The organism is Ktedonobacter sp. SOSP1-52 (assembly GCF_016587395.1).
Map to the genome: position 1 here is coordinate 66,681 of NZ_BNJH01000008.1, position 24,467 is coordinate 91,147.

Sequence of the window (24,467 nt, forward strand, 5' to 3'; positions counted from 1 at the left end):
GTCAGTGAATCTCTCTCTTGGCGTTTCACATAAGAACATTCTTTCTAACGAAACTCTACCAGAGATGTCTCCAATTGTCAATATCTGGCATGATTCCGTGGAAACGTTTATCACACCCTTTCTTTCGGAATTTGTTGGAGTAGGTGCCCTTCTGGCCCATACCCCTTACCCTTGAGCGCCGCAGTCGCGAAGACTCCCCCGAAAAGAGGAGCCACAATGCGGCCTACTCTCGCTTAAACACCTTAGTACTCTGCTCCTCTCTTGGTGACTTGCTTTCTCCTCTTTTAGCATAGCCCCAATGAGGAACAGAGCACTAGCAGCTCGTCGGAGAGAAGCTAGTGCCTCTGACTTGTGATGATGGGGGAGAGCTCCATTGACAAATCTCCACCATTCATTTACTATATCCATAGCGGATATATCTTGGATGGACATATATTGCCAGGAGAAAAACCTCATGACCTCTCTCTATATCATTCGCCACGGCGATTATATCAGTGAAATCGATGGTAAACTGGTTGACCACGGCCTCTCGCCGCTCGGTGTGAAGCAAGCCGAGCTATTGCGCGATCGGTTGATTGCGACCGACGAGATCAAAGCGGATGTGTTGATAACCAGCACCATGCAGCGTGCACGGCACACTGCCCACGTGATCGCGCCCGCGCTCAAGCTGCCTGTAGTGCAAGATCCTGATTTTGAAGAGTGGCGCAACGAAGATGGCAGTTTGAGTGGGGAGCAGTTTCTCAGCATGTGGAAAGACGTGCCGCGCGATCAGCGTCCGTATTTTCGTTGGATACCCGATGGCGAGAACTGGGTGGAATTCAATCTGCGTGCCATGTCAGCACTCAATCGCCTGGAGCAAGAGTACGCGGGGAAGACGATTGTGCTGGTCTGCCATGGCGGGATTGTCGAGGCCAGCTTCACCTACTTCTTTGGCATGAATATCCACAATCTTCACTGCGCTGGCGTCGATACCGACTTTACCGCCATCACTCACTGGCAGTTGCTTACGCGTGAAGGTTGGCCGCCCCACTGGCTGCTCGAACGCTACAATGATAGGCATCACTTGGATAGAGTCGACCTATCGGTGTTTGCTGAGAAACCTGATGAGGCATCTGTGCTGACGGACGTCAGTGAGGTGGTCTCCTCAGTGATGGAAGGGCAGTAACAACAGCAAACGATCTGCCCATAGGCACAAAAAAGAACTCGCTGGAGCGAGTTCTTTTTTGTGCCATCTTACCGTCGCTTGTGGTGGTATACTTGCGAGCATGAAGAGAAGATTCAAAAAAGTGGACTACAAGCAGACACTCGATCTGACGGTGCGCCTGGGGATTGTTTGCCGCCTGAGCATCTGGCGCGCTTCGTGGTAGACAGCGTGGCTCAGCTCGACCTCTCGGCTCTGTATGCCCAGTATGGGCCGCGCGGCGGGGAACCATATGCCCCTGAAGTCTTGTTGGGTGTGCTGCTCTATGGCTATGCCACCAGGGTGTTCAGTTCGCGCAAAATTGAACGCGCCACGTATGAGGCGGTGCCGTTCCGCTTCATCGCGGGCAACCTGCATCCCGACCACGATACGCTGGTCACGTTTCGGCGCACCTTCCTGCCCGAGCTGAAAGACCTCTTCGTCCAGATCCTCTTGCTCGCTCAGGAGGCGGGTGTGCTGAAACTGGGGATGATCAGTCTGGATGGGACCAAGGTACATGCCGATGCCTCCAAGCGCAAGGCGGTCAGCTTCCAGCGAGCAACACACTTCTCCCCACATCAGCCGCAGCAGCCGCAGCAGGCTGCTCATTCTGGACCTCACCACGCACCCAGGAGTCATCTTCACCGATGCTCAATGGGACCGTGCTCCCAAGGCATAAGGGCGTTGCTTCCTGGCAACGATCGGATGGTTCCTCGCTTGCTCACCTTCAGGTTCACGTCGTAGGAAACAGGCTCCTAAGTAATCCGAGAGACCGATCCTTCCTGGCAAAGCACAACAGGCGTGCTCCCTCTTGCTCTTTCAGCAGAGGGAGCACGCCTGTCACCACCGTTGTGATGATCTGGATGCCTGAGAGCCCTGCCCTATCCCGAGATAGGTGGCATTCCAATCATAGTTGGTGCCTGATGCGCCACCTATTACTTCCGTAAACGATCCACTTGCCGTTGTCTGGTAAATGCTCCCTCCTCCTGGTTTAATGCCAACCGCCCTGGTCTTGTAGGTACCCTGGTAGACCTGGAAGTAGCTCAAATCGACGGAAAGGGCGCGGATAAAGTACATCGGGTACTCACCCCAGGGATAAGTTATCGGGGGAGATGCAACATTGCCGATCGCTCCATTCCCATAGACGTACATTTGGGTCGCGTTTCGGGTCTGAAGTTCTCCAGGAAAGCCGTTGGCCAAAAGCTGCCAGCGCCCGTAGCCCGTGGGAAGAGGCGTGGCCTCATCCAGGGCGTCCGTACTGCTAAAGGTGGCCGTCCAGGGATAGAGTTGGGAAGAACCAGTGTACGCATAGCGCGTCTTCCCACTGATAGGATCAGGGAAACTGCCCCCGGTAAATTCCCGAAAGGTTCCCAACATGTGTAGCCCGTCGCTTGAGAACGTGCCATTATAGACCTGAAAGGAGGTAGGGTAACCTGAAGATTGATCCTCCAAGCGTACAAAGCTGACGGTGAGCGATCTATTGAGCTGGACCGATCTGGTCCACCACCCCATCATGCGATCATTAAAGACGTGGCCTCAGTAAGGGGCATCGAACACATTCTCATAATCATTCCATAGGTACGAGATCGTTTCAAACGCGAGCACGCCTTGGTAGCCATTGCAATTGATCGACCAGACGTAACCGGGAGGGTTGCCGCCACTGGCATGAGCCGTCTGTGTCTTCTGACTCACGGTAACCACAAGCATGCCAAGCAACAGCATGACCAGAAGAGCCATCCGCAGAAAAGGGATGCGCACGTAAAACAGGGAACGATTCATCGGTATCCTTCCTCTCTTGGAACCATTGATCTGGGACAGAGAGATGTTCTTGCTCAAGAGTTTCCTCTTTCAGAGGGAGAATGCAGATCTCCTCTTCCTCAACGGCTGGTTTCATTTCCTTGTCAGGAGGAAGTATAGCGGTGAAGCGTCTCTCATTCGTTACAGAAAGGTTACGAGTCCCATGGGAACGACTCCCTCCTGCGTCATCCTCTCGGCAGGGTCGCGCCTCTGGCACTGTGGGCAGAATTTGTCAACGCCATTTTGATTTTCTTCGCGAGTGGCTTGGAATCGCCCTCAGTATGCTCCGGGGTGAGTTCCGCGAAACCGAGCAACTCGATGACGAGCTGGAAAGCGTGGTAGTGCATGAAGAGGTCGAAGTGGTGGGTCCAACCCGTCCCTCCACGACGCGCAATTATATTTTTACCCATTCCTTCTAGCAATCCCAAAACGAGAAAAGAGCAGTAGGGGCAATCCTCGCCTCTCTTCAACGCTAATTTTGTCCAGCACAATCTGTTGTATTCCCGAACACGTATCCACGCCAGAACCATTGTCCCTGTCCATTTGGCTGCTCGAAAATGTAGACAATGCTATCAGGCATTGCAGATGGCGCTCTCGCAACGTCGTCCAAAGCCGGGATTGGTGCATCACACGGATCGTGGTAGCCAATACACCAGTCAAGCCTATCAGGCACTTTTAACGCGGTCCGGCATCGTCTGTAGTATGAGCCGAAAAGGCAATTGCTGGGATAACGCACCAACCGAGAGTTTCTTTGGGACTCTCAAACGCGAATGCACTCATCGTCAGAGCTATCAGACCGTTGCTCAAGCCCGGCAAGCTATTTTCGACTCTATCGAAATCTTCTATAGCCGTAAACGTCGCCATTCGGCGTTGGGCTATCTCAGTCCGCTGGCTTATGAACAGCAGAGGAGAAAGGAGCAGGAAACAAACGTTTAAAACGTTGACGTAACGTCCTTTTTCTGATATGCTAAAAATCCTTTCAAATATTTAACTTAATGTTCTTAACGTTTTCTTCAGTTGGAAGGGACCCACTCACCCTTCAAACGCTCAGGCGTTCTCCACCTTTCTCGACTCTTCTAAAACGGGTCAAGCTCACCTCGCCGAAACGGGGAGATATGGGTCAGAAGAGAAAAATGACGGAGTTCCAAGATAATGTGTCAAATTTTGATCATATTTTCAGAGAAGAACGCCATCACTTTCGGCGATGGCGCTCCGTTTTCATTCTTGCTTCTCAAGCGATTATCCAGTGGGATGGCAATGGCATCACATTGGATGGCACTCGACAGCAAAGCGACCAGATGGGAGCTGCCCAACAGCCTGAACCTTGAGCCCAGCCTGGTGGGCGAGCTCTCGAAACTCGTTGAGCGTGCGGTCCTTGCCTCCAAGTAAGACTATCTCCGGTGTGAGAAGAGAATTCACACTGCCATCTGGCAACACCCCGCCCAGGATCATCAGGCGGCCGCTCGGGCGTGCTGCCTCGGCACAACGGCTCAAGATGAGCTGTGCTTCTCGGTCGGGCCAATCGTTGAGAATAGACTTCAGGAGATAGAGATCCGCCCCGGCCGGCAGCGGGTCGAAGAAGCTTTGCCCAACCGTTCGGACACGTTCACTCACGCCAGCCTCCTGCAAGACCGAGCCTGCGCGGGCCACCGTCCCAGGGAAATCGACCAGGGTGCCCTGGATCTGAGGGTGGGCACGTAAGATCTCCGCAAGCAAGGCTCCCGTTCCACCGCCGACATCCACCACCGTCTTGACCTCCTTCCAGTCTCCCGTGAGGAGCACCTCCGGGTTGGGCGTGCCGTGACCTGCCGACCCCATCAGCGCGTCAAAGCTCGCCGCGACGTCCGGATGCGCTTGCAGGTCCTCCCAGAAAGGCAGGCCGAAAATCTCATGGTAGGCGGGAGCGCCTGTCCGAACTGCGCTGAGAAGGCTGCCCCAGGCATAGGCTATGCGACCGCCAATCCCGCCCAGATCAAGGAAGACGGGATCGAGCAATCCCTGGGCTGCTTCATTCAACGCGAACTGACCGGGTGTTGGCTCGACAAAGACGCCCTTGCACACCAGGTGCCTGAGCACCCTCTGCAGGAAGTCGGCATTGCACTCTGCCTTATCGGCAAGGGTCTTGATAGCGGTGATGCCAGCGGCGATATGGTCGGCGATCCGCAAGGTTGCCACCACATGGATACACCAGGGTGTGCACAGATCGCTCAGCGCGCTCAGATTGGCGCTTTCCGCTGGTGTCTGGTCATCTGTCTCTGTCATCTCTTGTTCCTCCTTCTCGGTTTCTTGCCTTCTCCCATACATCGCGACCTGATCTGGATCTCTGTTGGGAGATCGTCTTGATCACCATCGCGAAGCGCGAGAAGCATTGAGCCAGTGGCATGGCACCTATGCTATCGCAGGAAACGTGACCTGTCTTGTAAAAATTTGTCCCGGGTCAGGGAAGAGGAACATGGTTGTGATGTTCACTTCGCTGCGCCAGGTAGACGCTCGGACTCATCCCAGCAAACGCCTGAAAGTCGTGGATGAAATGTGCCTGGTCGAAATACCCGCAGGAGAGTGCCAGGTCTGTCCATTGGACGGGTGGCCTTTTTGGGGTCCGTCGTAGCGCCTCCTGAAAGCGCTGCAGGCGATAGAACACTTTCGGCGTGAGTCCGACCGCTTCCTCGAACAGGGAGATGAAGCGCTTGGGACTCACGCCAAGGTGTGCGGTCACCTCCGAGATGGGGCGTCCCTTTAGTTCGGCCTGGAACGAAGCCAGCGCGAACGTGACGGCAGAAGGTCGTGTCTGTTCCCAGGCTATCCTCCCCAGGAGAAAGCGTTCGAGGATCTGCACCCTATCAGCGTTCGTATGGGCTCTTAGTAGGCACTCGCGCAACTCAAGGGCGGCAGGTCCGAAGACGTGAGAAAGGTCCACCGCCTGGTTGGTCAACTCGGTGGCAGGCATCGGCAGAAACGGACGCGCACCACCTGGCTTGAAGCAGACGCTGATGGTGGTAACCAAGGTGGCCGTATCAATGACAGCCACCTGCGAAAAGGCACCGTGGAGTACGCCGCCATGAAAGCTCTCAAACTGGTCGCCATGTCGTGGAGTGGAGACGGCAAGCGTGTCATGGCCCAGATTGATCACCATCGCCATCCGGCCATTGGGAAGACAGCGTTCCCTGGTGGGAAGCTCTGCCTCCCCTTCCGAAATGCTGAAAGCCTCAACGTACGCCGCAAGCAGAGGTGAGGGGAGAAAACGGGACGAGACAGCCACGAGTTACCTCCAATCGATGGAAACTACTCTCGCCATTCTCGCGGCTATGGCAAGCGCAATGAGAGGCACTCACCACCCGACGATATGCGATCGGAAATGGATATTGTTCCAGTGTATACCTCATTCTCTGATCAAAAACAAGGTGTTGGCGCATTTGATTGCCATTTTGACTCAATTATCCGCCCAAAAAGAGGTGTTCAACAAAGATTCTGGCCCGATTTTCGCTAATTTTTGTACGCAGCTTCTTACGGCGAACGAGCAGCCTGCCTGTCAATCCGCTCCCCACGCTCTCCCTCTCCCTCCCCATGCGCCAAGTAACGCTCGACACTACCATATATCCCCTAGATATGCTGAGCGTGCAGTCAAAAAATGTTCTCACAATCCAGCAGGCCAATCAGCTTGTCTGGCAGGATATCTCAGAAGAGCTTTTACAGGTCTCCAGTGGACGTTAAGCCCTTTGCCGGGTAAGAGAAGCCGCGCGTAACAACAGCGATGTTGTGTACGCGGGCAATCTCTTTAGCCCTTTCTCCCACGTATTGGGCAAGGTGGGCGCCCAATTTCACTCTTTCCGCCCGTTTACTTCCCTGCCAGTTGGGCCACAACCGGCGCGAAGGCGCGCATATACTCGGCGCGGATAACAAGATATGAGACGCCCAGGCGCTCGCGCCAGAGCTGGATACGCTCGACCATTTGTTCGGTGGTTCCCAGCATGACGTAAGGATTGTCAAGCACCTGCTCAACCGTGGCGTCTGTCAGTTCTCTTTCGCGGATATATTGTTTCGCGGCCTCCTGCTGATTTTGTGCCAGGGCGAAGCCGGAGATAAGAATATTCAACTCGATGGACGAAAAACGCTCGCCCGCGGCCTCGCGAATCCACCTGACTTTTTCGGTCAGGGTATCCTCAATATTTTCTGTGGCATCGACTGTGCCATTATCATTCACCTTGATGTGCAGACCAATAACATTGGCTTCGCGCGCGGCCAGGCTCAGGAGTTTTTTGCCACCACCACCCATGACGATCGGCGGGTGAGGACGCTGAATGGGTTTTGGCGTAACGTTGAGATCGGTCACGGTATAGTGTTTGCCGGTGAAATTGACGGTTTCATCACTGAAGCTTTGTTTAATAATCTTTAAGGCTTCTTCCAGGCGTTCAATGCGTAGCCCGGCACGTTCAAAGGGCATACCAACCTGGTCGTATTCCGGTCGATTCCAGCCCGCTCCAATGCCCAGTTCAAAACGTCCACCCGAGAGCATATCCAGCGCCGCCACCTCTTTCGCGAGAAGGACCGGGTGACGAAGATCGTTGTTATAGACCAGTGTGCCAATTCTCAAGGTTTTCGTCGCGTCCGCGGCTGCCATGAGGGAGGCCAGAGGGAAAAACTCGTTGGTAAAGTGATCTGGCTGCAAGAGGATAGAGTAGCCCAGATCTTCGGCCTCTCGTGCCCGTGTGATCCATTCTTCGCGGGTAGGGGCGCCATCTGTAATGATGCCAAAGCGAAACGGTCGTACGTGTGGCATATATCTTCTCCTGATTCCTTTGATACGGCTATGTTCACCGACAATTTTGTCGACCTGTTAAAATTTTGTCATAAATCATGGCTGCTTGCCAGAACAGTCTCTATCTCAGGTTCAGCTTGTGTCCCGTTTTTCGTCTCGTTAAATGGGTTGGGTTCAGCCTCGATCATTTCCAGTACGGCTTTCTCTTCGACGCTTTGTGGTAAAGAATCTGTCGGAACGGTGTCAATTTGTCAGGCTTGAGCAGCCATGCTCTAATCAGGGAATGTTAAAAAGAAGAGGCAACGGCAGGAAGCTCAGTGGTCTACAAACTACCAGCTATGCACTGGTAGTTTGTAGATACGAGCGCTCGCGGCCGAATGTGGGCGCGTTTCCCACGCAAATGGTTAAAAAGCCAGCGTAGCGCTACCCCTGCTTGAAGGTGCCAAATTCATCTCTCGCGCCACCTCGGAACACGCCCAGGGAACTTTTCATCGCCCAGCCCGTGGCAGACATCTTTCAGCCGTTCGTAGGCGCCCTGCCATTCCAGATCGGCGAGCGTTTCCTTCAATGGCACATCCTCGCGCAGCGTAGCCAGTTTGCGGAAAAGCAGCGCCTCGGCCCAGTGCTGTGCCAGGCTCTCAGCCAGGCGCGCCGCGCGGCTGGCGCTCAACCCCCAGGTTTGCGGATCTGCAGGGATCGCCTCGAGGTGCTCGTATTTTGCAAGCACGGCCGCCGCGGATTTTTCACCCCAGCCCGGGATGCCGGGAAAGCCGTCGGCCGCATCGCCCACCAGCCCCAGCCAGTCGGGGATCGACTGCGGGTGCACGCCAAATTTCTCCACCACGCCCGCCTTATTGATGAGCATATCGCGGCGGCGGTCCCAGCCAACGATGCGGCTTCCAGAGACCAGCTGGGCCAGATCCTTATCCGGCGAGCAGATCACGATCTGTTCGACCCCAGCTTCGTTCTTGAAACGGGCGGTCGCGCTGGACAGGGCATCGTCGGCCTCGAACTCCACCATCGACCAGACCACCAGCCCAAGCGCGGAAACAGCCTCTTCGGCCAGCGGGAACTGGGCTATCAGGTTGGAGTCAACGCCCGCGCCGGTCTTGTAGCTGGAGTACTGGTCGTTACGGAAGGACTCGATCACGTGATCGAACGCGCAGGCCACGTGGGTGACGCCAGGCGTCGTCAAGAGCATCAGCAGGCTGCGTAAAAGGCCCAGCGTAGCGCCGACCTCGCGCCCATCTGGTGCCTTGCGCGACGGCGCGCCAAAGTGGCTGCGAAACAGCTCATAGGTACCATCCACTAGGTAGATCTTCATAGAATATCTGGTGCTCCTCCCATAATTTCAGAATTGTCCAGCCTCTGCTAAAATAGACATCACTATAGGGCAAGATAAATGATGTCATCTGTATACTTTTAACGATCTGGATAATCGGCGCATACATTGCTGTCTTCGTCGTTTATCTTATCACGAAAGACACATCCGTTGTTCTCATCTGGACGAGCTGCGCCGCTCAATGTTGGGATTTACATACTGATCTTCAAACAGTGCGAGAAGCTTTTCAACAGCAACACGTGGCTCAGAAGGAGCATATCCGCCAAATGCTATCACGGCAGGCATGAGCGTTTCCATTTGTCACATAACTGACAAAGTGCGGCAGCCTGTTCTGCTTGCGTGTAGCATATTTCCGGCCAATTACGCTTGTATGGAGGCTCTTTCATCCATGCCCCTGCAACTCAACCAGCATGCCTAATACAGCCGTGAGCAGCTCCTATGCCGCCGGCCAACCCTCCACCGTTCATGGACAAAGCCACTAAAGATGGCTTCCAGTCGCGAACACAAGCGAACACAAGAAAACGCGCGAAGCGTCGACCATGTGGCTCTTCGCGCTGTTCCTGAACACGAGGACCAGTACACCGATCTTCTCCCTCCCTGGCTGCAGCACACTCCTCCCGCACGAACACCGCCGCGAAGCCGATGGCACCCTGCGCGTGGTCTATGGGGCCTGCATTCACGATTGCCGTCCGTGTTCCTTGCGCGAACAGTGCCAATGGAACGGCAGCACCATGACCAAACCGCGTCAGGTGAGCCTCCTGCTTCATCCCCTGCCGGTGGGATCGGCTCCGCTGCTCTGGCGAGACTGGAGCAGACGGCACCAGCGACGGGCCTGTTTGCGTCTCCACCGTCAACATCTGGACATCCAGATGGGGCCAGATTGTCCTCCCACTCCAACCGTCTCCCCTCCGACGATTTCTCAGGCAAAGCGTGCGCATTACTGCTTGTCATGGGATGAGCGGTTAGCTCGCAATGCTCGCAAGACTCAGACTGGTCAGCTCACGTTCAAGCTGTTCGCCATCCCCGAAGCCTTTGCAGGTTCTGTCAGAACTGAGAACACAAAAGCAGAGCCGATCCTCGATCCCGTAATCCATTGGGCTATGAAGCCATCCGCATCATGAGTTGCAGGGCAGTAAGTCGTTCACAGAATAACTGTCGTTGGTCTGAAAGGGACACCGGTTCTCCCGCAGGAGCGCGCGTACGAAAATAGTTGCGTAATTCGTCAAAGGCACAGCAGAAACAAGCGGCTGAGTCGAAACTTCCGAAGCCATGCATGGGGTAATACCGTTGCTTGATTCCCCGATGGTCTTGCTCTATGCAATTATTGAGATACTTGCTGGTCCGATGCTGCACACTGCTACCGAGTATCTCACGTACTGCTCGTGGAGAGGAGGTATGCCCGTCGGTTGTTACCCGTTCGGGAGCGTGTCCGACAACAGCGAGCGCCTGCCTGAAAAATCGCTGGGCTGCCTCCATATCCCGCTTCTCACTGAGTTGCGAGTCAACCAGATTCCCATCCGCATCAATGGCCCGAGAGAGATAGCACCATTTCCCAGGGCAATCGCATCTAAATTTTCAAGCGGCTTGTAGAGCGCATCTATACAGCAGAGATTGAAAAATTGATTTATTATGAGACAGCTTGTAGAGCCAGTTCCCAAAATTAGATGCGATTGCCCTGCACCATTTCCCTTTGACTTTGACGTAGGTCTCATCCACATACCAGGACCGTCCTGCCTGCTCGCGTCGTTTTGTTCGCAACCGTACTGCAATGAGTGGAGCAAATCGTGTTTCCCACTCCCGAACTGCCTCGTGAGTGAACTTCCAGCCGCGTTCCAAAAACATTACAGCCAGATCTCGCAAGCTCAATTTGTATCGGAGCCGCCACAGAACGACCAGAAGGACGATATCAGTAGGATATGCCAGGAAGTTGAACGGCGTTCCTGTTCGCTCATTGAAGAGGCGTTTGCAAGTTGAGCAACGGAATAGACGATAGCCGAGCGCAGTTTTCTGGGCTTGCTCTTTCGTGGGAGCTGAGGCGCAATGTGAGCAGGTCATAAAGCACTCCTTCGCAGATGAGTCGTTGTTCTCAGCATACATTGCAAACAACCTCCATGACAAGGCTTCCTCCGAATTCTGACAGAACCTCGATGCCCTGGTTCAAGCAGACTTTCACGCTTGCTGTGTTTTTCCACTGAAAGTGACCAAGACCCGCAAAATCTGTTTACTCTTCAGTCAATTTACCATGAGGCCTTCTTATTCAGACTCACGTTATTCAGTAAATCTCTGCTATATTTAGCATACAAAAGATGCATAGTGACCGGAAAGTGTCCGGTGATTGTCCTGGTAAGATGCCTCCCATTCTGCGTATACTACTCATCAACAAATATGAGTTTCTTTCGTAATTTGCCAGATCGAATGTCTTATATATCCAAGATCATGCAAAACACTATTACTGTGATTAGGAGTAGTGCATGGATGTCCTTACCACTTCTAGTATCGCTGCGGGACTAGCTTTTTTATCCGGTATCAATGCGTATCTTCCTCTTCTCATAGTTGGCATACTCGCGCAATTTCATCTTGTCCCCGGCTTCCGGCTTAATCCTGAATATGCTTTCCTTGCAAACCCAATTACGCTTGTTCTACTGGCCGTGCTAACAATCTTCAATTTTGTTGTGGACAAGATCCCTGGTGCAAGCGCTATCTGGAATGCCGTGCACACCTTCCTGCGTCCCATTGCGGGAGCGCTGGTAGCGGGCGCAGTAGGGATGGATCATCGCGCCTTGCCACTGGTGATGCTGGGTGCAGTTATGGCAACGCTTAGCCACACAACAAAAATGGGGATACGTACCTCTGCTTCTGCCGTGACGGGAGGTGGTGCCACGCCAATACTAGGTTTGGCAGAGGATGTAGGGGTGGGTATTGGTCTCATTTTTGTGTTTGTTGCTCCGCTCGTGGTATTCTACCTAATGCTTATTTTTTTAGTCATCTTCCTCATTTTCGCTCCGTCGTTTATCGGTGCCATTCGTTATCAGTGGCGTGTCATGGCTGCATTTCTTGCCACTCGACCACAACAACCTACCGGACCACTGGATTTTCTCGGATGCATTAATCCCACAGAGCGAGCGCTATTTGCTCAGACGTTGCTCCAGGCGCGGCCTCTAGCTGGTGTAGAGCTGCTCTGGCATCGGCGCCTGACCGGAAGAGGTCTATGGGGAAAGCGGCGTGTAGCGCTTCCAACATGGTTTGTGGCAACCGATAAAGGATTCCTCTTATTCCCTCCCTCCCAATCCCGCCTGATGCTAGTTGTACCTTTCGCCTCTGTTCGTTCGCTTGATTTCAAACAAGCTATCATGAAAGGCTCATTACAAATTCAGGAACACAGCGGTCAGAAGCATGAGTTTACAGTGTTGCGTACACAACAGCGTACAGCCGAACAGCTAGTAGCGATGGTCTCTAGCCGTTATCACTTCCCATCTACTGTAGCTCAAAAGGCCCCGGGCAGGACTCAAGCCTCATGGCTCATACGCTCATTAAACTAGAGAGAGGGCTTTCTTGCAGGGAGTATCCCTCCACCTCTCAGGAAGCAGTTCGAGACTGGGAAACACGATTTGCTCCTCTGATGGCTGATCAGTTGCGAACCCGGCGGCACGGGCAAGCAGGAACGTCCTGGCATGTTGACGAGACATATATCAAGGTTCAGGGAAAATGGTGCTATCTCTATCGAGCCATTGATCAAGATGGCAATCTCGTCGATTCTCGACTGAGTGAAAAACGAGATATGGATGCTGCACAACAGTTCTTCAAGCAAGCCATGGCTGTCGTTGGTTATGCGCCAGAGTCTGTTACAACAGACGGACATCGTTCCTATCCCCGTGCGATACGCGAAATCATGGGAAGTGAGGTGGTACATCGGACGAATACATACCTCAACAATCGTCTGGAGCAAGACCACCGTGGCATTAAGCAGCGATACTATCCCATGCGTGGCTTTAAAACGTTTGAAGCTACAGCACGTTTTTGTTGCGCCTTTGATGAACTACGAAATTATCTCCGTCCGCGTCGTACCATGGGAGAACCGATTTCCCTCCCCAAACAGCGACGAGCTTTCCTCCAGCGACTTACCTCCTTGAAGGCATTGATACAGGCAGCTTCCTAGCAGGTAGCGAATAGTATCAATGTCTTCATTGAATCTGATGCGTTTCTGTGCGCTCAGTTCTGACAGAACCAACCGATCCCGATGGGCAAGAATAATACGCCGCACTTGACCAAGCTCCACCATCTCCATGAGACGATGAAACTGTTTGCGTTTGTAGTTGAGCCCACTGCCAATATCCGACATCCATTCATCGACCTCGAGCGAATGCTGGTGGCAATAGGCTTCTAACGCTTTGGTTTGATTGACCAGATCAGGTTTTTGGGCAATCCCAGAGACGCGAGTAAGCAATGGGAAGTCCCTGCTCTGGCGCTTTCAACCCGCGATACTCAAGGTACTGATCGTGCGTGTAATAGCGCCTGTTTGATTGTGGGGAACGATGGGCAACTCACTTCCCTTCACGGTCCCATTTTTGCAGTGTCTTGGTGGACTTGCCAATAAGGGACTCAAGAATAATTAATGATCCCAGATAGCTGACAGGTTTCATTAACTCTACCTGAACCTATTTTGAGTTTCTTATGGAAGCATGGTGCTGAAAATTGTGGTTGATTGCGGCGCGAATTGTGCATGCAAGCGATTTCAGGTATTTGCGCCTCACCTCCCATACACCTTATGAGTGTGTCAGATCCGCTTTTCATGTCATTTATCACCAGGGTCGCACTCTATGCGCCTCTCCCCTTGTTTTTGCTGAAAAGTATGACGATATGCCTGTGGTGAAATACGCAGAAAACGCTGGAAGTGCAAGCGCAACGTCGCCGCTGAATGAAAACCACAGCACGTAGCAATCTGCTCAACGGGCTCGTTAGTCGTTTCCAGAAGACGCTGAGCCAGCACGATGCGCTGCTGAAGTATCCATTGATAGGGAGTCATCCCCAGGGTCGCGCTGAAACGGCGCGCGAAGGTTCGCTGGCTCATTGCGGCCTGGGCTGCCAGTTGCTCGATGGTAAACTCTCTGTCGAGGTGGGCCGCGATCCACGCCAGGGTCGCGCCAAAGGGGTCGTTCTCATCCAGGTCGGGAAAGGGCGTCTCGATATATTGTGCCTGTCCACCCTCGCGATGGAGAGGAACAACCATCCGCCGTGCGACAGCCGCGGCAATTTCAGCTCCGTAATCCTGGCGCACAATATAGAGAGACAGGTCGATAGCCGCTGCCGTTCCTGCAGCCGTCAACACCTGGCTATCATCGACATAGAGCACGCGGGGATTGACCAGGACTTTCGGATAGCGCGCAGCCAGTTCCGCAGCCCAGGCCCAGTGGGTCGTGGCCCGGCGCCCATCCAGCAACCCTGCGGCAGCCAGGAGGAAGGCTCCTGTGCAAAATGAGATCACACGTGTGCCACGCTGATAAGCCGTGCGCAAAGCCTCCAGCAAATCGTCTGGCGCGACCGTGGTACGAAAACGAGGAGAACTGGGCACAATGATCGTGTCTGCCTCCGCAAGGTGCTCTAGATGGTAGGGAGCGTTCAGGAGAAGGCCGGTAGAAGTCCGAACTGGCCCTGGTTCTGTGGCACAAATGAGCAGCCGATACCAGGGTACCTTCAATTCAGCGCGTTCAACCCCAAAAATTTCCGTAGCTACTCCCAATTGAAAAAGATTCACCGCATCGTACGCAATGATCGCAATTGTATACATGGCAATTTCTGCATGCTTTCTGTCTCTTCTGCTGCTGGTAGGTCTGCTCTGTTGCTGGCAAAATCTTAACACATCGATTGTTTTTTGCCAAACAATGAGCAACTTGAGCAGACGTGGGATCACAACGGGGCTCGCCTCCAGTGCGATTGCTGCGCTGCACATCTCTGAAAGGATTCCATTTTGGACATGTCCACAAAGCGGCTTGCCACTTTTTTGCAGAACCAGCGCTTCTCGCGCCCTTTCTGGTTCCTGGTCACTGGCTCCTTCATCAACAAAGCTGGCAATTTTATCATGCCTTTCTTTACGTTGTATCTGGTCTCTTTTCACCATCTGTCTACCAGTGCAGCGACGCTCATCATCTCACTGATGGGCCTTGGCTCGCTGGGTGCAGGGGTCTGTGGGGGTATACTGGCTGATAGAATTGGACGACGCGTAACGCTGCTCTTCAGTCTGGTCGCGACAGCTACCCTGATGCTGGCCCTCGGCTTCGCCCAGACGCTGCCCCTGATTATTCTGCTCGCCATCCTCTACCAGTTCTTCAATGAGCTCTTTCGCCCTGTGACCTCGGCGGCCATAGCGGACCTGGTACCACCAGAAGAGCATACACGAGCTTATGCCCTGCGCTATTGGGCGAACAACATTGGCAACGCGATTGGACCGCTCATCGCCGGGCTGATTGCCCCCATCTCCTATCTTCTCCTCTTTCTGGGAGACGCGCTCACAACCTGCAGCTTTAGCCTGCTGATCTGGTTCGGGGTACCTGAAACGGGTCAGAGTAACCGTTCGCATGTCAAAAAACAGCTGGAGAGGAAAGCGCCCACAAAACTCCCTCTGCGTCAGGCTTTTACCGATCCCTGGCTTTGGTCCTACGCGTTGCTGGCGCTCCTGTTCGACTGTGTCTATGTACAATCGACGACTACGCTGCCGCTTGACATGTACGCACATGGAATGAGTACGCTGGCTTTCGGTACGGTAATGGCGGTAAACGCGGTTCAGATCGTTTTCGTTAGCCTGCCGCTGACTACACTTTTTCGGCGCGTCAATCGGCACCTTTCGCTGGCCATAGCCGTGCTGATGTTGGGCACGGGTATGGGCCTCTATATCTGGTTACATACGTATGCTGGCTATATCCTGGGAGTGCTGTTCTGGACCGTTGGAGAAATTCTCTCCTACCCGATTGCACTGGCGCTGATCGCGGAACTCTCTCCGCCCCTCCTGCGCGGCTCGTATCAGGGAATCTACAGCAGCATTCGCGCGCTGTCTTCGCTTCTCGCTCCCGCGCTGGGCGGCCTGATCCTTGAACAGTTAGGCCCAACCGCTTTGTGGAGCAGTTGTTTTGTGGTCAGCGCACTCATCGCTTGCGGCTATCTGATCCTGAACAAGCTGCGCCAGCCCCAACACATCAAGTGAGGCTGCGTCGCAAAAACACTGAGAGGAAAAGAAGAGATGTGAGCTCCATCAAATGGAGCAGAAGAACAGATGATGGACTAGAATGTACAAAGCTTGAGGAGGCAGTCAGATGGAATTAGCCGAGGAAGTGAAAGAGTTGTTGAGAGAGACGGAAAAAGCGTTCAAAGGCAGTGCCCGCCGCTTGTTTATGGCACGGACCGTACGAGCATGAGGAGAGGGAGGACAATATCTAGCAGAACGGGAGTTAGGCTGGAATCGTGGGACGATCAGCCTCGGTCAACATGAACTGGAGCAGGGGATTATCTGTCTTGATGCTTACACCTTGCGAGGACGCAAGCGGAGTGAAGAGCATCTGCCCAACTTGCTCACCGATATCACCGCTATTGTAGATGGGCAGAGTCAAGCAGGCCCGCAGTGCGCGTACCAACCGTTTGTACACACGCCTGACGGCCACGGAAGTGCGCCGCCAGTTGATTGCGCAAAAAGGCTATCGTGAAGATGAATGACCCACAGCGGAGACGATCTCCACCAAACTCAACGAGCTGGGGTATTACCCGAAAAAGGTGGCCAAGAGCCAACCCCAAAAAAACTGCCCGAAACCGATGCCATCTTCGCCCAGGTAAAACAGATGAATGAGGAAGCAGATGCCGACACGCAAACCTTACGGATCTCGATGGATGCGAAAGCTGCGGTCAAGGTTGGTCCTTTTGCACGGGGAGGCAAGAGTCGCGTCCGAACCAACGCTGCCGATCACGATTTTCAACCAGAGGCGATGGTCACGCCAGTGGGGATTTTTTTGCCAGCCTCCGATGAATGGTTTCTGTATGCTGTGACCTCCAAAGTGACCAGTGATTGTTTGGTGGATCGTCTCATCGATTGGTGGGAGAGTGTTCGTGAGCGCTTTCCTCACATCAAGACACTCCTCATCAATTTGGATAATGGACCGGAGAACCACAGTCGGCGCACCCAGTGTATGCAGCGTCTGCTGGAATTTGTTCACTCTTATCATATCACTGTACGCCTCGCGTATTATCCACCCTACCACAGCAAATATAACCCGGTTGAACGTTGTTGGGGCATTCTCGAACAGCACTGGAATGGTTCCTTGCTCGACTCGGTAGACGCCGTGATCCAGTATGCCAGAACCATGACCTGGAAAAAGAAACATTCGGTGGTCGAATTGGTGACGAGCGTCTATCAGATCGGCGTCAAACTGACCAAGGAGGCAATGAAAGCAGTGGAAACTCAACTTCAGCGATTACCTTCTTTGGAAAAATGGTTTGTGGACATCGAGTATCTCGCACCAGCCATCCGGGATAGTTAATATTTCTTGAGTCCCTAAGTTTGCCAAACACTTGAATATCATATGGTTCTGCATAAGCACATTTTAACACATTTCAGTGTTTACGCCAAAACTGTTTCTCAGTCTCCTTGATACTATCGTGAATGTTGCAAATGATGTGGTAGTGGGAAGTGGTCAAAACGGCACAATAACTAGAGAAAGGTAGTCTTGATGAAGTTGAGCTTGTAGAACCTCACGAATGAGAAAACGTACTGAGCGACATCCATGAGTTGTTGGAGGGAAAGGGAACAGCTGTCGCCATCTAACCAGATTCTGGAGCATAAGGAGGAAGAGGCTGAAGCGATGCGGTTTCACTTCAGCCTCTTTTGCGTTCTCTCATGATGAACGCTTCAATTTCTAGGCGAAGGAAACGTTCCTTCTGTTCCTGGCTTCTACTGAATTGGGGCAACTCCACATTTTAGAAATGACTCAGATAAGCAAATGGGGACACAAGACCCATCATGGTAGCGCCACACTATCCGGTGAAGAGTTTAAAGAAGTTATCGAAAATGAGCTCAAACAAGAACGCTTTCATCACATAATGTTCCTCTTACCCAAGAAGCAACATACCACACCAAAGCCGAACTCAATAGCAGAAGAGTCATCTTCCTCCCAACAACTGGCGCAGCAAACCTTTTATCAGCGTTTACGTGAACAGATATGGAGTACAACACAGATGATCATGGAAGAAATCATGCGTGAAGAACTCACCCAGTTTCTCGGAGCAGAATGGGGAGAGTGTTGCGTAGAACGGAATCGTCTGATGCAGCCCGAAGTTACTCAATACCTCATGCGAGCGACGGCAGAACTCGCCGAACTGCTTGGGATTGCCGTGTAAACCAAAGCAGAAAGGAGGCAACTGCCTTCGTCCTGCTGCTCCTTGGTACTATCGCGAACGTTGCAAATGATGCGGTAGTGGGAAGTGGTCAAATTCCCATGGGATGCGCAACGAATTTTATCCCGGCAGTAAGCTGGCTTGAAAGCGTCAATCACTGCTTAGCTGCTTCTATAAGGCAGAGGTACTTTTGAGCCTTTGCTAGAAAGAAGTGAGAACATTGAATAGGCCGGCAGAGCCACCTTAGCCGAAGTTACATCTCTTTGCGCATTCCGTGGGGCAGGTTGGCGGAAAGTGAAGTGTGGCATCGGGAAGGACATGGTCTACGCCAACGAGACGGCTGTGAGGGAATTGCAGGGCCATTTCGTAGATCCATCGCCCCATCCCACAGTCGACATCAAGTAGTGTATTGATCTGCTCTGAGACAAGCGGTGCAGCGGTTCTGAACGCGATCCTGTATCTAACTGTGATATGAAACGCTTCCTGAGAGTAGTGAGGCCATGATCTACCTAGCGATGACTCGCTTAATGATCCGGCGCTTGGCTAAAGGCTAACTTTTCCAGCATGCTCGCGGCTCTTGCAGGCTAACAGCTGCTCTCCCAGGTATAGCTTGCCACACGTTTGAATTGCTTCAGCAGCATTTGTGGTGGAGTGAGCGCCAGAAGAGAATCACGTAGCCAGCAGGCCAGGGGATGCTCCCATTGCGCGACCAAACCCATCCGATGCGAGTTCACGATGACCATGTTGGCGCGCGCCAGGCGCTTCTGTTGATACACATCTAAGGCATTCTCAAGAGAATGCGCATGGCGCAGGGTTCGGGCCAGGATCAGAGCATCTTCGAGCGCCTGGCAGGCTCCCTGACCCATATTCGGCGTCATCGCGTGCGCAGCGTCCCCCAACAGGGTTACGCGCCCCTTACTCCAGCGGGCCAGCGGCTGGAGATCAAAGATATCGTTGCGCAGAATCGCCGAGTTTTCTGTCGCATTGATGAGCGTGCTGGCAGCTGGATGCCAGCCCTTGAACAGATCCAGCAATTCTTTTTGGCGTCCCTCCGGCCTCTCTGCCGCATTTTCCGGGGTATTGCAGGTCGCGAACCAGTAGATGCGCTCCTCCGACAGGGGAACAATGCCGAAGCGCTTGCCACGCCCCCACAATTCGCCCATCAGCTGTGGCGTTACATCCGTGGCGATACCTCGCCAGGCAGTGTACCCGGCGTAGCGCAGCTGACTCTGGGGAAAGAGCAGTTGACGGACCTGCGAATGGATGCCATCGGCTCCGATCAGCAGACTGCCGCGTACTCGCTCGCCCTGCACGAAACAAGCTGTCACGCCCGCAGCGTCTTGCTCAAAATCGATAAGCTTCCTGTTCAGGACAAGTGTGCCCGGCGCGAGCCGCTCCAGTAGCGCTGCCTGGAATTCCGCGCGGTGGATCGCGATGGTTGGTCCCCCACACTGTTCCTCAACTGTTTGTGGTGGGAGCTGGACCAGTTGTTTTCCTCGCATGGTGTAGAAGCCAGCCCGCGTGGGTGCAGGCTGCCGGGCCAGTTGTTGCACCAGGTCGTCCAGACCGAGTTCTTGTAGCACCCGGACCGCGTTCGCCCAGAGGGTCAACCCGGACCCGAACTCGCGGATCTCCTTTGCCTGTTCAAAGATTTGTACCGCGAAGCCAGCTTGCTGGAGGGCCAGAGCCGTGGCCAGTCCTCCAATGCCTGCTCCGATAATCAGGATAGGGAAATCTTGCTTCTGGGTTGTCATAGTTCTACTCCTGGTTCTCTAGATTGCATGCCCTGGATTTGCAAGGTAAATGCCCGATAGAGTGCCTGCCCTTGAGCCTCTTCAAACGAGAGAAAACCGCTCAACCACAGGCCGAGAGTGGATACGTAGAGGGCGAAAAAATTGCTGCTCGCCTGGTCTAAAGGGACGTTGGGAGCAATTGCACCTTTTTGCTGGAACTGCGCTAATAAATCAGCCAGACGCAACTGGAAATCTCTGACTTGCTGGAGCGTTTGAGGACCATACATCTGCCCCTGCGCCGGCATGAAGACAGCCTTAATATAAGCGCGAGCATTCTCAGGATGCTGCTGGTAGAACTGAAAGAATTGCTGGAAGAGATGGACCAGGGTCTCAAGCAGTTCTCCTTCGGCTGGCAGGTTGCGAAATGCTTGCTCAATTGTTTCGGCGAGAACCTCGTAATAGACCAGTTGCAACAGATCCAGCTTATCTTTGGCATACAGAAAAAGCGTTCCACTGCCCACCTGCGCCAGTTCTGCCACTTCCCGCATGGTGGTTGCAGCAAAGCCTTTCTGGGTAAACAATTGCCACGCGGCGCGCTGGATACGCTGACGTTTCTCTTGCTTGTTGCGCTCCCGCAAACCTGGCTTTTCTTGTGACATCCGCCCTCCCTCTTGGTAAAATGACCAGGGTCATTTATGATTGTAATCATAAATGACCCTGGTCATTTTACCAAGAGGGAGGGCGGATGTCAATGACAGAAAGAAAATTAGCAGGGCTATGTAAAAGCCAGCAGAGATCCCAAGAGCAAACGAGCGGTTCTGTCAGAACTCAAATCCCAACTTGGCTAAGAGGTCATACTTCTGATATACTGATCCCATTCACCGCATGGAATGAGGCGCATTGGTCAATGAAGTGTCCCCATTGCACTGCCACGACGGCCAAGAAGCGTGCAAAGAAAACCAAACTCGGCTACCTGACCTTTTTCTGCCCCAAGAGCAAACATATTTTCAATGAACGAACTGGCACCTCTTTTAACCACCTTGAGTTTCCGACAGATGTTGTCTTGCTCGCAGTCTTATGGCGACTGCGCTACAAATTGAGCCTGCGTGATGTGGCTGAGATGTTTTTAGCGCGAGGCTTTCAGTTCACACATGAGGCGATCCGAGACTGGGAAGCGCGGTTTGCTCCGTTGCTTGCAGATCAACTGCGAACCAAACGGTGCGGACAAGCAGGACGATCCTGGTATGTTGATGAAACCTACCTAAGAGTCCAGGGAAAATGGTGCTACCTCTATCGAGCGATCGATCACGATGGCAATCTGGTTGATTCCATGTTGAGCGAGAAGCGGAATATGGAGGCAGTTCAGCGCTTTTTCAAGCAGGCAGTTGCAACCGTTGGCCATGTTCCCGATCAGGTGACAACCGATGGGCACAGTTCCTATCCGCGAGCCATTCGCGAGGCAATGGGCAGCAATGTCACCCATCGAACGAGTAAATATCTCAACAATCGGTTGGAGCACTGTCTGGTATCCGCTTTAACAGTCCCTCTAAGGTCTCGGCATCCTATTGACGTGCATAAGCCGATAGTCCTATGAAGAGGACGAACGATTTCACCACTATCTCATTGTACAGCTTGCTTGTTTCTCACTGATATCACATCATTTTACTAGACTAGCTTTCGGTTCGAGCAGGAATGCGTCTTCGTTCTCAGGGATGGGGGGATGTGAAAGGGATATCTACTATTATATGTCTACTACAAAGCGAACAGAGCGTGTCACTCCTGCATCGAGTGAGACGCTTCTCCACGCGCTTGAGACGCTTCCTGGTGCCTTGTTTGTCCTCGACGACGCCACGACGATTGTCTATGCCAATGCGAGCGCGCAGGCCCTGCTCGGCACCGCACGAGAGGACATCTTGGGCAAGCCCTTGTGGCACGGCGCTCCCCAGTTGGTAAGCACCGCGCTCTACCAGACCGTCCAGCAGACCAGACAAACCCGAAAACCCGCCGAAGTGGAGTATGTGTCCCCTGTGACCCGGACCTGGCTGCACGTGCAGCTCTCTCCCACGGTTGGGGGGCTGATGGTGCAGATCCACCAGGGCAGAGCCGCAGCTCGACGAGATGCGTCGGTTCCCCAGGGCGAGCGTCCCTGCATCGAGGACTTGGATGGCTTGTTAAGCAGGATCGGCGTTCTGACCCCTGAGGGGATCGTCCTGGAGGTCCTGTGCTGCTCGGGCTTGCAGGTGTTTTGGCATCGCTCTGCTCCTCTCTTGGTGGCTTGCTTTCTCTCTTTTTAGCGTAGCACCAATGAGGAATAGAGCAGTAGGGAGACGGGCCTGGATGATGTGTATGACATGCTACGCAACATCAAGCACCTGTGGGCCTACTGCACAGAAGAGTGGTTGCGCGCATGTGCAAGGCATTTTTCAACCAGATCAAGCAATTCATCGAGATGAAAGGGCTTGTACAGAATAGGAATGCCTTTTTGTTCAAAGATTTCCTCTTGTTGCGAAACATCAGCAAGGCCTGCCGTGCAAAGGATAATAGGGATATGCATAGTTGGGCGATGTAATTTGAGTTTCTGCAAAAAGTTCCAACCATCTTGGTGAGCATCAAATTTGAAATCAAGAAGAATGAGATCAGGTTGAAGGCGCTCAACTTCTATAACATCCGCAAAGATCATCTCTGCAATCGTTACTTGATATTCGCCTTCCTCTTCCAAGACAAGGCGCATCATTTCGAGAATTGACGGGTCGTCATCAATAATCAAAAGATGGGCAGACATGACGTAAAAGCTCCCTTCCGCGTTCTAGAATGGCATCAGAATTGCCCGGACAAACTTTATACTCAAGTATACGAGTGAGCATTGGTATCAGATGCAGGTTGATTTCCAATCATAGCAACCTCGTGTGTCAGCTGGCACACGAGGTTTTTTATGGAGGGTGCCAGTATGCAGAAACGAGTAACCACGGCTCCAGGTGAATTACAGCCTTTGCTGACAATTCCTGGTGTCGCTCAAACACTCGGCGTTAGTCGACGCATGGTCTATAAGTTTATCGATTATGAAGGACTGCCTACGATCGTACGGATTGATCCTGGCTCTCTCAAGCGATGGCTTGCAGTGTATGAAAATACGAGATAGGAGATAGCACATGGCTAAACTTAGAAAACACGGCGAAGGAACGTTTTTGCAGCAGCTCCCTGTGGATTGACGTTGACCCGCTTTAGAAGAGTACCTGAAGTGAAGAGAAGAATAAAGTGTATTCATCTTTAGCAGACAAATCACGAACAGCGCCAAAACCTTGATTGTTATCTGCATGGGTGTCCGCGCCAAGGGTTAGAAAATCAAGGAATGATATGCTTAGCACGCAGGCATTGGAGTAGCTCAAGGAGCGCATTTTGGCTGTCGAGGCATTCTTGAAAGCCAAAGCGCCGGGTTTTGCCTGTGTCTGAGATCACGTCGTAGTTCAGGCGGAAGAGAAAGTCGGTAAACGCGAAACCAGCCATCTCTGACAGGTGGTAAGGGTGTAACTTGTATTTTGCCACCATTGTGCTCCACGTCTCATCTTTATCGGCCATGAAGGTCGCAAGCGGCAGAGGGAGCGGGGCCTCAAGTGGGGTGCCAAAGAAGGTGGCGAGGACGGGCCACAGGTTCTGCCAGCGAATGAGGTCACCATTGGTGATGTTGAAGGCCTCGCCCGCGCAGCATTCCTCTGTCAGCGCCCAGGCGATTGCCCGTGCCAGGAGTCCGGCATCGGTCAATTCCTGGAGATGGGTATAGCCCGCGTTAGTTCCGGGGAAGCGGAGTGGGACATGTAGATCGCAACAGAGTCGAGCGAGAGGAAGCGTGCCTGTGTGGGGTAATCAGGTGTCCGCCGCGAGATGGCGAGGACCTCCCAAGCTGGAAAGGAAGCATTTCTGGCAAACGGTTGCGCGTGCCAGCACTTACAGCTTCGCGAGTGCGTTTGGTCCATTCCGTTGTAATACATTGAATGAGTATCAGCCGTGAAGGAGCTTGATAGCGCATAGACACTTCCTTATTGTTGATTGACAAATAAAACGGCTCATGTCCACACTTGGGGGTAAGCTCATAAATAGTAAAAGGGGCAAAAACCGCCATGCCTCTCCAAGCCGATTGAGAAAAAGGTTTCGCCCTTGATAAGCTCATCCAGATCCAAATTGGACATGAGCCAAGTTGTTCGACAATCAACAGTCAGCCTCTCATCTGATGAAAAGCAACCACTGCCATAAAAATACGCCTTGCTTTCTCCCCAACGATCAAGTAAGATG

The 24,467-nt window shown here is 53.0% G+C and carries 20 protein-coding genes and 7 pseudogenes; 13 read left to right on the plus strand and 14 right to left on the minus strand.

Annotated elements, in window-relative coordinates; genetic code table 11:
- Positions 1-454 precede the first annotated feature (454 nt).
- Both JMJ16_RS52045 and JMJ16_RS52050 read left to right on the plus strand, forming a co-directional pair.
- Positions 455-1,165 (plus strand): histidine phosphatase family protein, encoded by a 711-nt coding sequence (locus JMJ16_RS52045; RefSeq protein WP_201394538.1) that lies wholly within the window; start codon positions 455-457, stop codon positions 1,163-1,165.
- A gap of 168 nt (positions 1,166-1,333) precedes the next feature.
- The gene (locus JMJ16_RS52050; protein WP_201394540.1) at positions 1,334-1,924 is read left to right on the plus strand and encodes a transposase; all 591 of its coding nucleotides are present in this window, start codon (positions 1,334-1,336) and stop codon (positions 1,922-1,924) included.
- A gap of 96 nt (positions 1,925-2,020) precedes the next feature.
- Here the strand turns inward: JMJ16_RS52050 and JMJ16_RS52055 are convergent, their stop codons facing one another.
- Together JMJ16_RS52055 and JMJ16_RS52060 are read right to left on the minus strand one after the other, a co-directional pair.
- Positions 2,021-2,695: a hypothetical protein gene (locus tag JMJ16_RS52055; protein WP_201394542.1), complete on the minus strand. Its 675-nt coding sequence runs from the start codon at positions 2,693-2,695 to the stop codon at positions 2,021-2,023.
- A 21-nt stretch (positions 2,696-2,716) separates the two neighbouring features.
- Positions 2,717-2,959, minus strand: coding sequence for a hypothetical protein (locus tag JMJ16_RS52060; RefSeq protein ID WP_201394544.1), 243 nt, complete (start codon positions 2,957-2,959; stop codon positions 2,717-2,719).
- A 140-nt stretch (positions 2,960-3,099) separates the two neighbouring features.
- Between JMJ16_RS52060 and JMJ16_RS52065 the strand changes: the two genes are divergently transcribed.
- Both JMJ16_RS52065 and JMJ16_RS52070 read left to right on the plus strand, forming a co-directional pair.
- Complete coding sequence (locus JMJ16_RS52065; RefSeq protein WP_201394546.1) at positions 3,100-3,396, plus strand: hypothetical protein; 297 nt, start codon at positions 3,100-3,102, stop codon at positions 3,394-3,396.
- 76 nt (positions 3,397-3,472) lie between these two features.
- Positions 3,473-3,913, plus strand: a complete 441-nt coding sequence (locus tag JMJ16_RS52070) for an IS3 family transposase (protein WP_255553346.1) — start codon at positions 3,473-3,475, stop codon at positions 3,911-3,913.
- Positions 3,914-4,240: 327 nt separating this feature from the next.
- Here the strand turns inward: JMJ16_RS52070 and JMJ16_RS52075 are convergent, their stop codons facing one another.
- The 4 genes from JMJ16_RS52075 to JMJ16_RS52090 all read right to left on the minus strand — a co-directional run bounded on the left by JMJ16_RS52075 (position 4,241) and on the right by JMJ16_RS52090 (position 9,057).
- Entirely contained in the window at positions 4,241-5,239 is a 999-nt protein-coding gene (locus JMJ16_RS52075) for a methyltransferase (RefSeq protein WP_201394550.1), read from the minus strand.
- A 175-nt stretch (positions 5,240-5,414) separates the two neighbouring features.
- The gene (locus tag JMJ16_RS52080) at positions 5,415-6,236 is read right to left on the minus strand and encodes a helix-turn-helix domain-containing protein (protein ID WP_201394552.1); all 822 of its coding nucleotides are present in this window, start codon (positions 6,234-6,236) and stop codon (positions 5,415-5,417) included.
- Between the two features lie 576 nt (positions 6,237-6,812).
- A complete protein-coding gene (locus tag JMJ16_RS52085) occupies positions 6,813-7,754 on the minus strand; it encodes a TIGR03621 family F420-dependent LLM class oxidoreductase (RefSeq protein WP_201394554.1) in 942 nt (313 codons plus the stop codon).
- A 427-nt stretch (positions 7,755-8,181) separates the two neighbouring features.
- Positions 8,182-9,057, minus strand: coding sequence for a 5'-3' exonuclease H3TH domain-containing protein (locus tag JMJ16_RS52090; RefSeq protein WP_201394556.1), 876 nt, complete (start codon positions 9,055-9,057; stop codon positions 8,182-8,184).
- A 557-nt stretch (positions 9,058-9,614) separates the two neighbouring features.
- On the opposite strand from JMJ16_RS52090, the gene JMJ16_RS52095 reads away from it, so the two are divergent.
- A complete protein-coding gene (locus JMJ16_RS52095) occupies positions 9,615-10,196 on the plus strand; it encodes a hypothetical protein (protein WP_201394558.1) in 582 nt (193 codons plus the stop codon).
- Here JMJ16_RS52095 and JMJ16_RS52100 read toward each other — a convergent pair.
- Together JMJ16_RS52100 and JMJ16_RS52105 are read right to left on the minus strand one after the other, a co-directional pair.
- A pseudogene (locus JMJ16_RS52100) lies at positions 10,174-10,614 on the minus strand (transposase); the annotation flags it as partial. The gene JMJ16_RS52095 and the pseudogene JMJ16_RS52100 overlap by 23 nt on opposite strands.
- A gap of 150 nt (positions 10,615-10,764) precedes the next feature.
- Positions 10,765-11,130, minus strand: a pseudogene (locus JMJ16_RS52105) (IS6 family transposase); the annotation flags it as partial.
- 416 nt (positions 11,131-11,546) lie between these two features.
- Here JMJ16_RS52105 and JMJ16_RS52110 point away from each other — a divergent pair.
- Positions 11,547-12,614 carry a DUF4126 domain-containing protein gene (locus tag JMJ16_RS52110; RefSeq protein ID WP_201394560.1) on the plus strand — a complete coding sequence of 356 codons (1,068 nt, stop codon included), beginning with the start codon at positions 11,547-11,549 and terminating at the stop codon, positions 12,612-12,614.
- Positions 12,615-12,649: 35 nt separating this feature from the next.
- Positions 12,650-13,231, plus strand: a pseudogene (locus tag JMJ16_RS52115) (IS6 family transposase); the annotation flags it as partial.
- Positions 13,232-13,297: 66 nt separating this feature from the next.
- On the opposite strand, the pseudogene JMJ16_RS52120 reads toward JMJ16_RS52115, so the two are convergent.
- Positions 13,298-13,715, minus strand: a pseudogene (locus tag JMJ16_RS52120) (IS607 family transposase); the annotation flags it as partial.
- A gap of 152 nt (positions 13,716-13,867) precedes the next feature.
- Positions 13,868-14,860: a helix-turn-helix domain-containing protein gene (locus JMJ16_RS52125; protein WP_201394562.1), complete on the minus strand. Its 993-nt coding sequence runs from the start codon at positions 14,858-14,860 to the stop codon at positions 13,868-13,870.
- 186 nt (positions 14,861-15,046) lie between these two features.
- Here JMJ16_RS52125 and JMJ16_RS52130 point away from each other — a divergent pair, with 186 nt between their 5' ends.
- From JMJ16_RS52130 to JMJ16_RS52140, 3 genes and pseudogenes are all read left to right on the plus strand, one after another.
- A complete protein-coding gene (locus tag JMJ16_RS52130) occupies positions 15,047-16,270 on the plus strand; it encodes an MFS transporter (protein ID WP_201394564.1) in 1,224 nt (407 codons plus the stop codon).
- 109 nt (positions 16,271-16,379) lie between these two features.
- Positions 16,380-17,594: pseudogene (locus JMJ16_RS55700) on the plus strand (ISAzo13 family transposase).
- A gap of 418 nt (positions 17,595-18,012) precedes the next feature.
- Positions 18,013-18,450 carry a hypothetical protein gene (locus JMJ16_RS52140; protein WP_201394566.1) on the plus strand — a complete coding sequence of 146 codons (438 nt, stop codon included), beginning with the start codon at positions 18,013-18,015 and terminating at the stop codon, positions 18,448-18,450.
- A gap of 581 nt (positions 18,451-19,031) precedes the next feature.
- Here the strand turns inward: JMJ16_RS52140 and JMJ16_RS52145 are convergent.
- Both JMJ16_RS52145 and JMJ16_RS52150 read right to left on the minus strand, forming a co-directional pair.
- Positions 19,032-20,201: an FAD-dependent monooxygenase gene (locus JMJ16_RS52145; protein ID WP_201394568.1), complete on the minus strand. Its 1,170-nt coding sequence runs from the start codon at positions 20,199-20,201 to the stop codon at positions 19,032-19,034.
- On the minus strand, positions 20,198-20,839 hold the full coding sequence (locus JMJ16_RS52150) for a TetR/AcrR family transcriptional regulator (protein WP_201394570.1): 642 nt from the start codon (positions 20,837-20,839) through the stop codon (positions 20,198-20,200). Before JMJ16_RS52150 ends, JMJ16_RS52145 begins: the two co-directional genes overlap by 4 nt.
- Before the next feature lie 248 nt (positions 20,840-21,087).
- Here JMJ16_RS52150 and JMJ16_RS52155 point away from each other — a divergent pair, with 248 nt between their 5' ends.
- Together JMJ16_RS52155 and JMJ16_RS52160 are read left to right on the plus strand one after the other, a co-directional pair.
- Positions 21,088-21,774 (plus strand): IS6 family transposase, encoded by a 687-nt coding sequence (locus JMJ16_RS52155; protein WP_236602187.1) that lies wholly within the window; start codon positions 21,088-21,090, stop codon positions 21,772-21,774.
- Positions 21,775-21,925: 151 nt separating this feature from the next.
- A pseudogene (locus JMJ16_RS52160) lies at positions 21,926-22,399 on the plus strand (PAS domain-containing protein); the annotation flags it as partial.
- A 161-nt stretch (positions 22,400-22,560) separates the two neighbouring features.
- Here JMJ16_RS52160 and JMJ16_RS52165 read toward each other — a convergent pair.
- Positions 22,561-22,962 (minus strand): response regulator, encoded by a 402-nt coding sequence (locus tag JMJ16_RS52165; RefSeq protein ID WP_201394572.1) that lies wholly within the window; start codon positions 22,960-22,962, stop codon positions 22,561-22,563.
- 165 nt (positions 22,963-23,127) lie between these two features.
- Here JMJ16_RS52165 and JMJ16_RS52170 point away from each other — a divergent pair, with 165 nt between their 5' ends.
- Entirely contained in the window at positions 23,128-23,319 is a 192-nt protein-coding gene (locus JMJ16_RS52170; RefSeq protein WP_201394574.1) for a hypothetical protein, read from the plus strand.
- A 203-nt stretch (positions 23,320-23,522) separates the two neighbouring features.
- Here JMJ16_RS52170 and JMJ16_RS52175 read toward each other — a convergent pair.
- Positions 23,523-23,972, minus strand: a pseudogene (locus JMJ16_RS52175) (NAD-dependent dehydratase); the annotation flags it as partial.
- Positions 23,973-24,467: the final 495 nt, after the last annotated feature.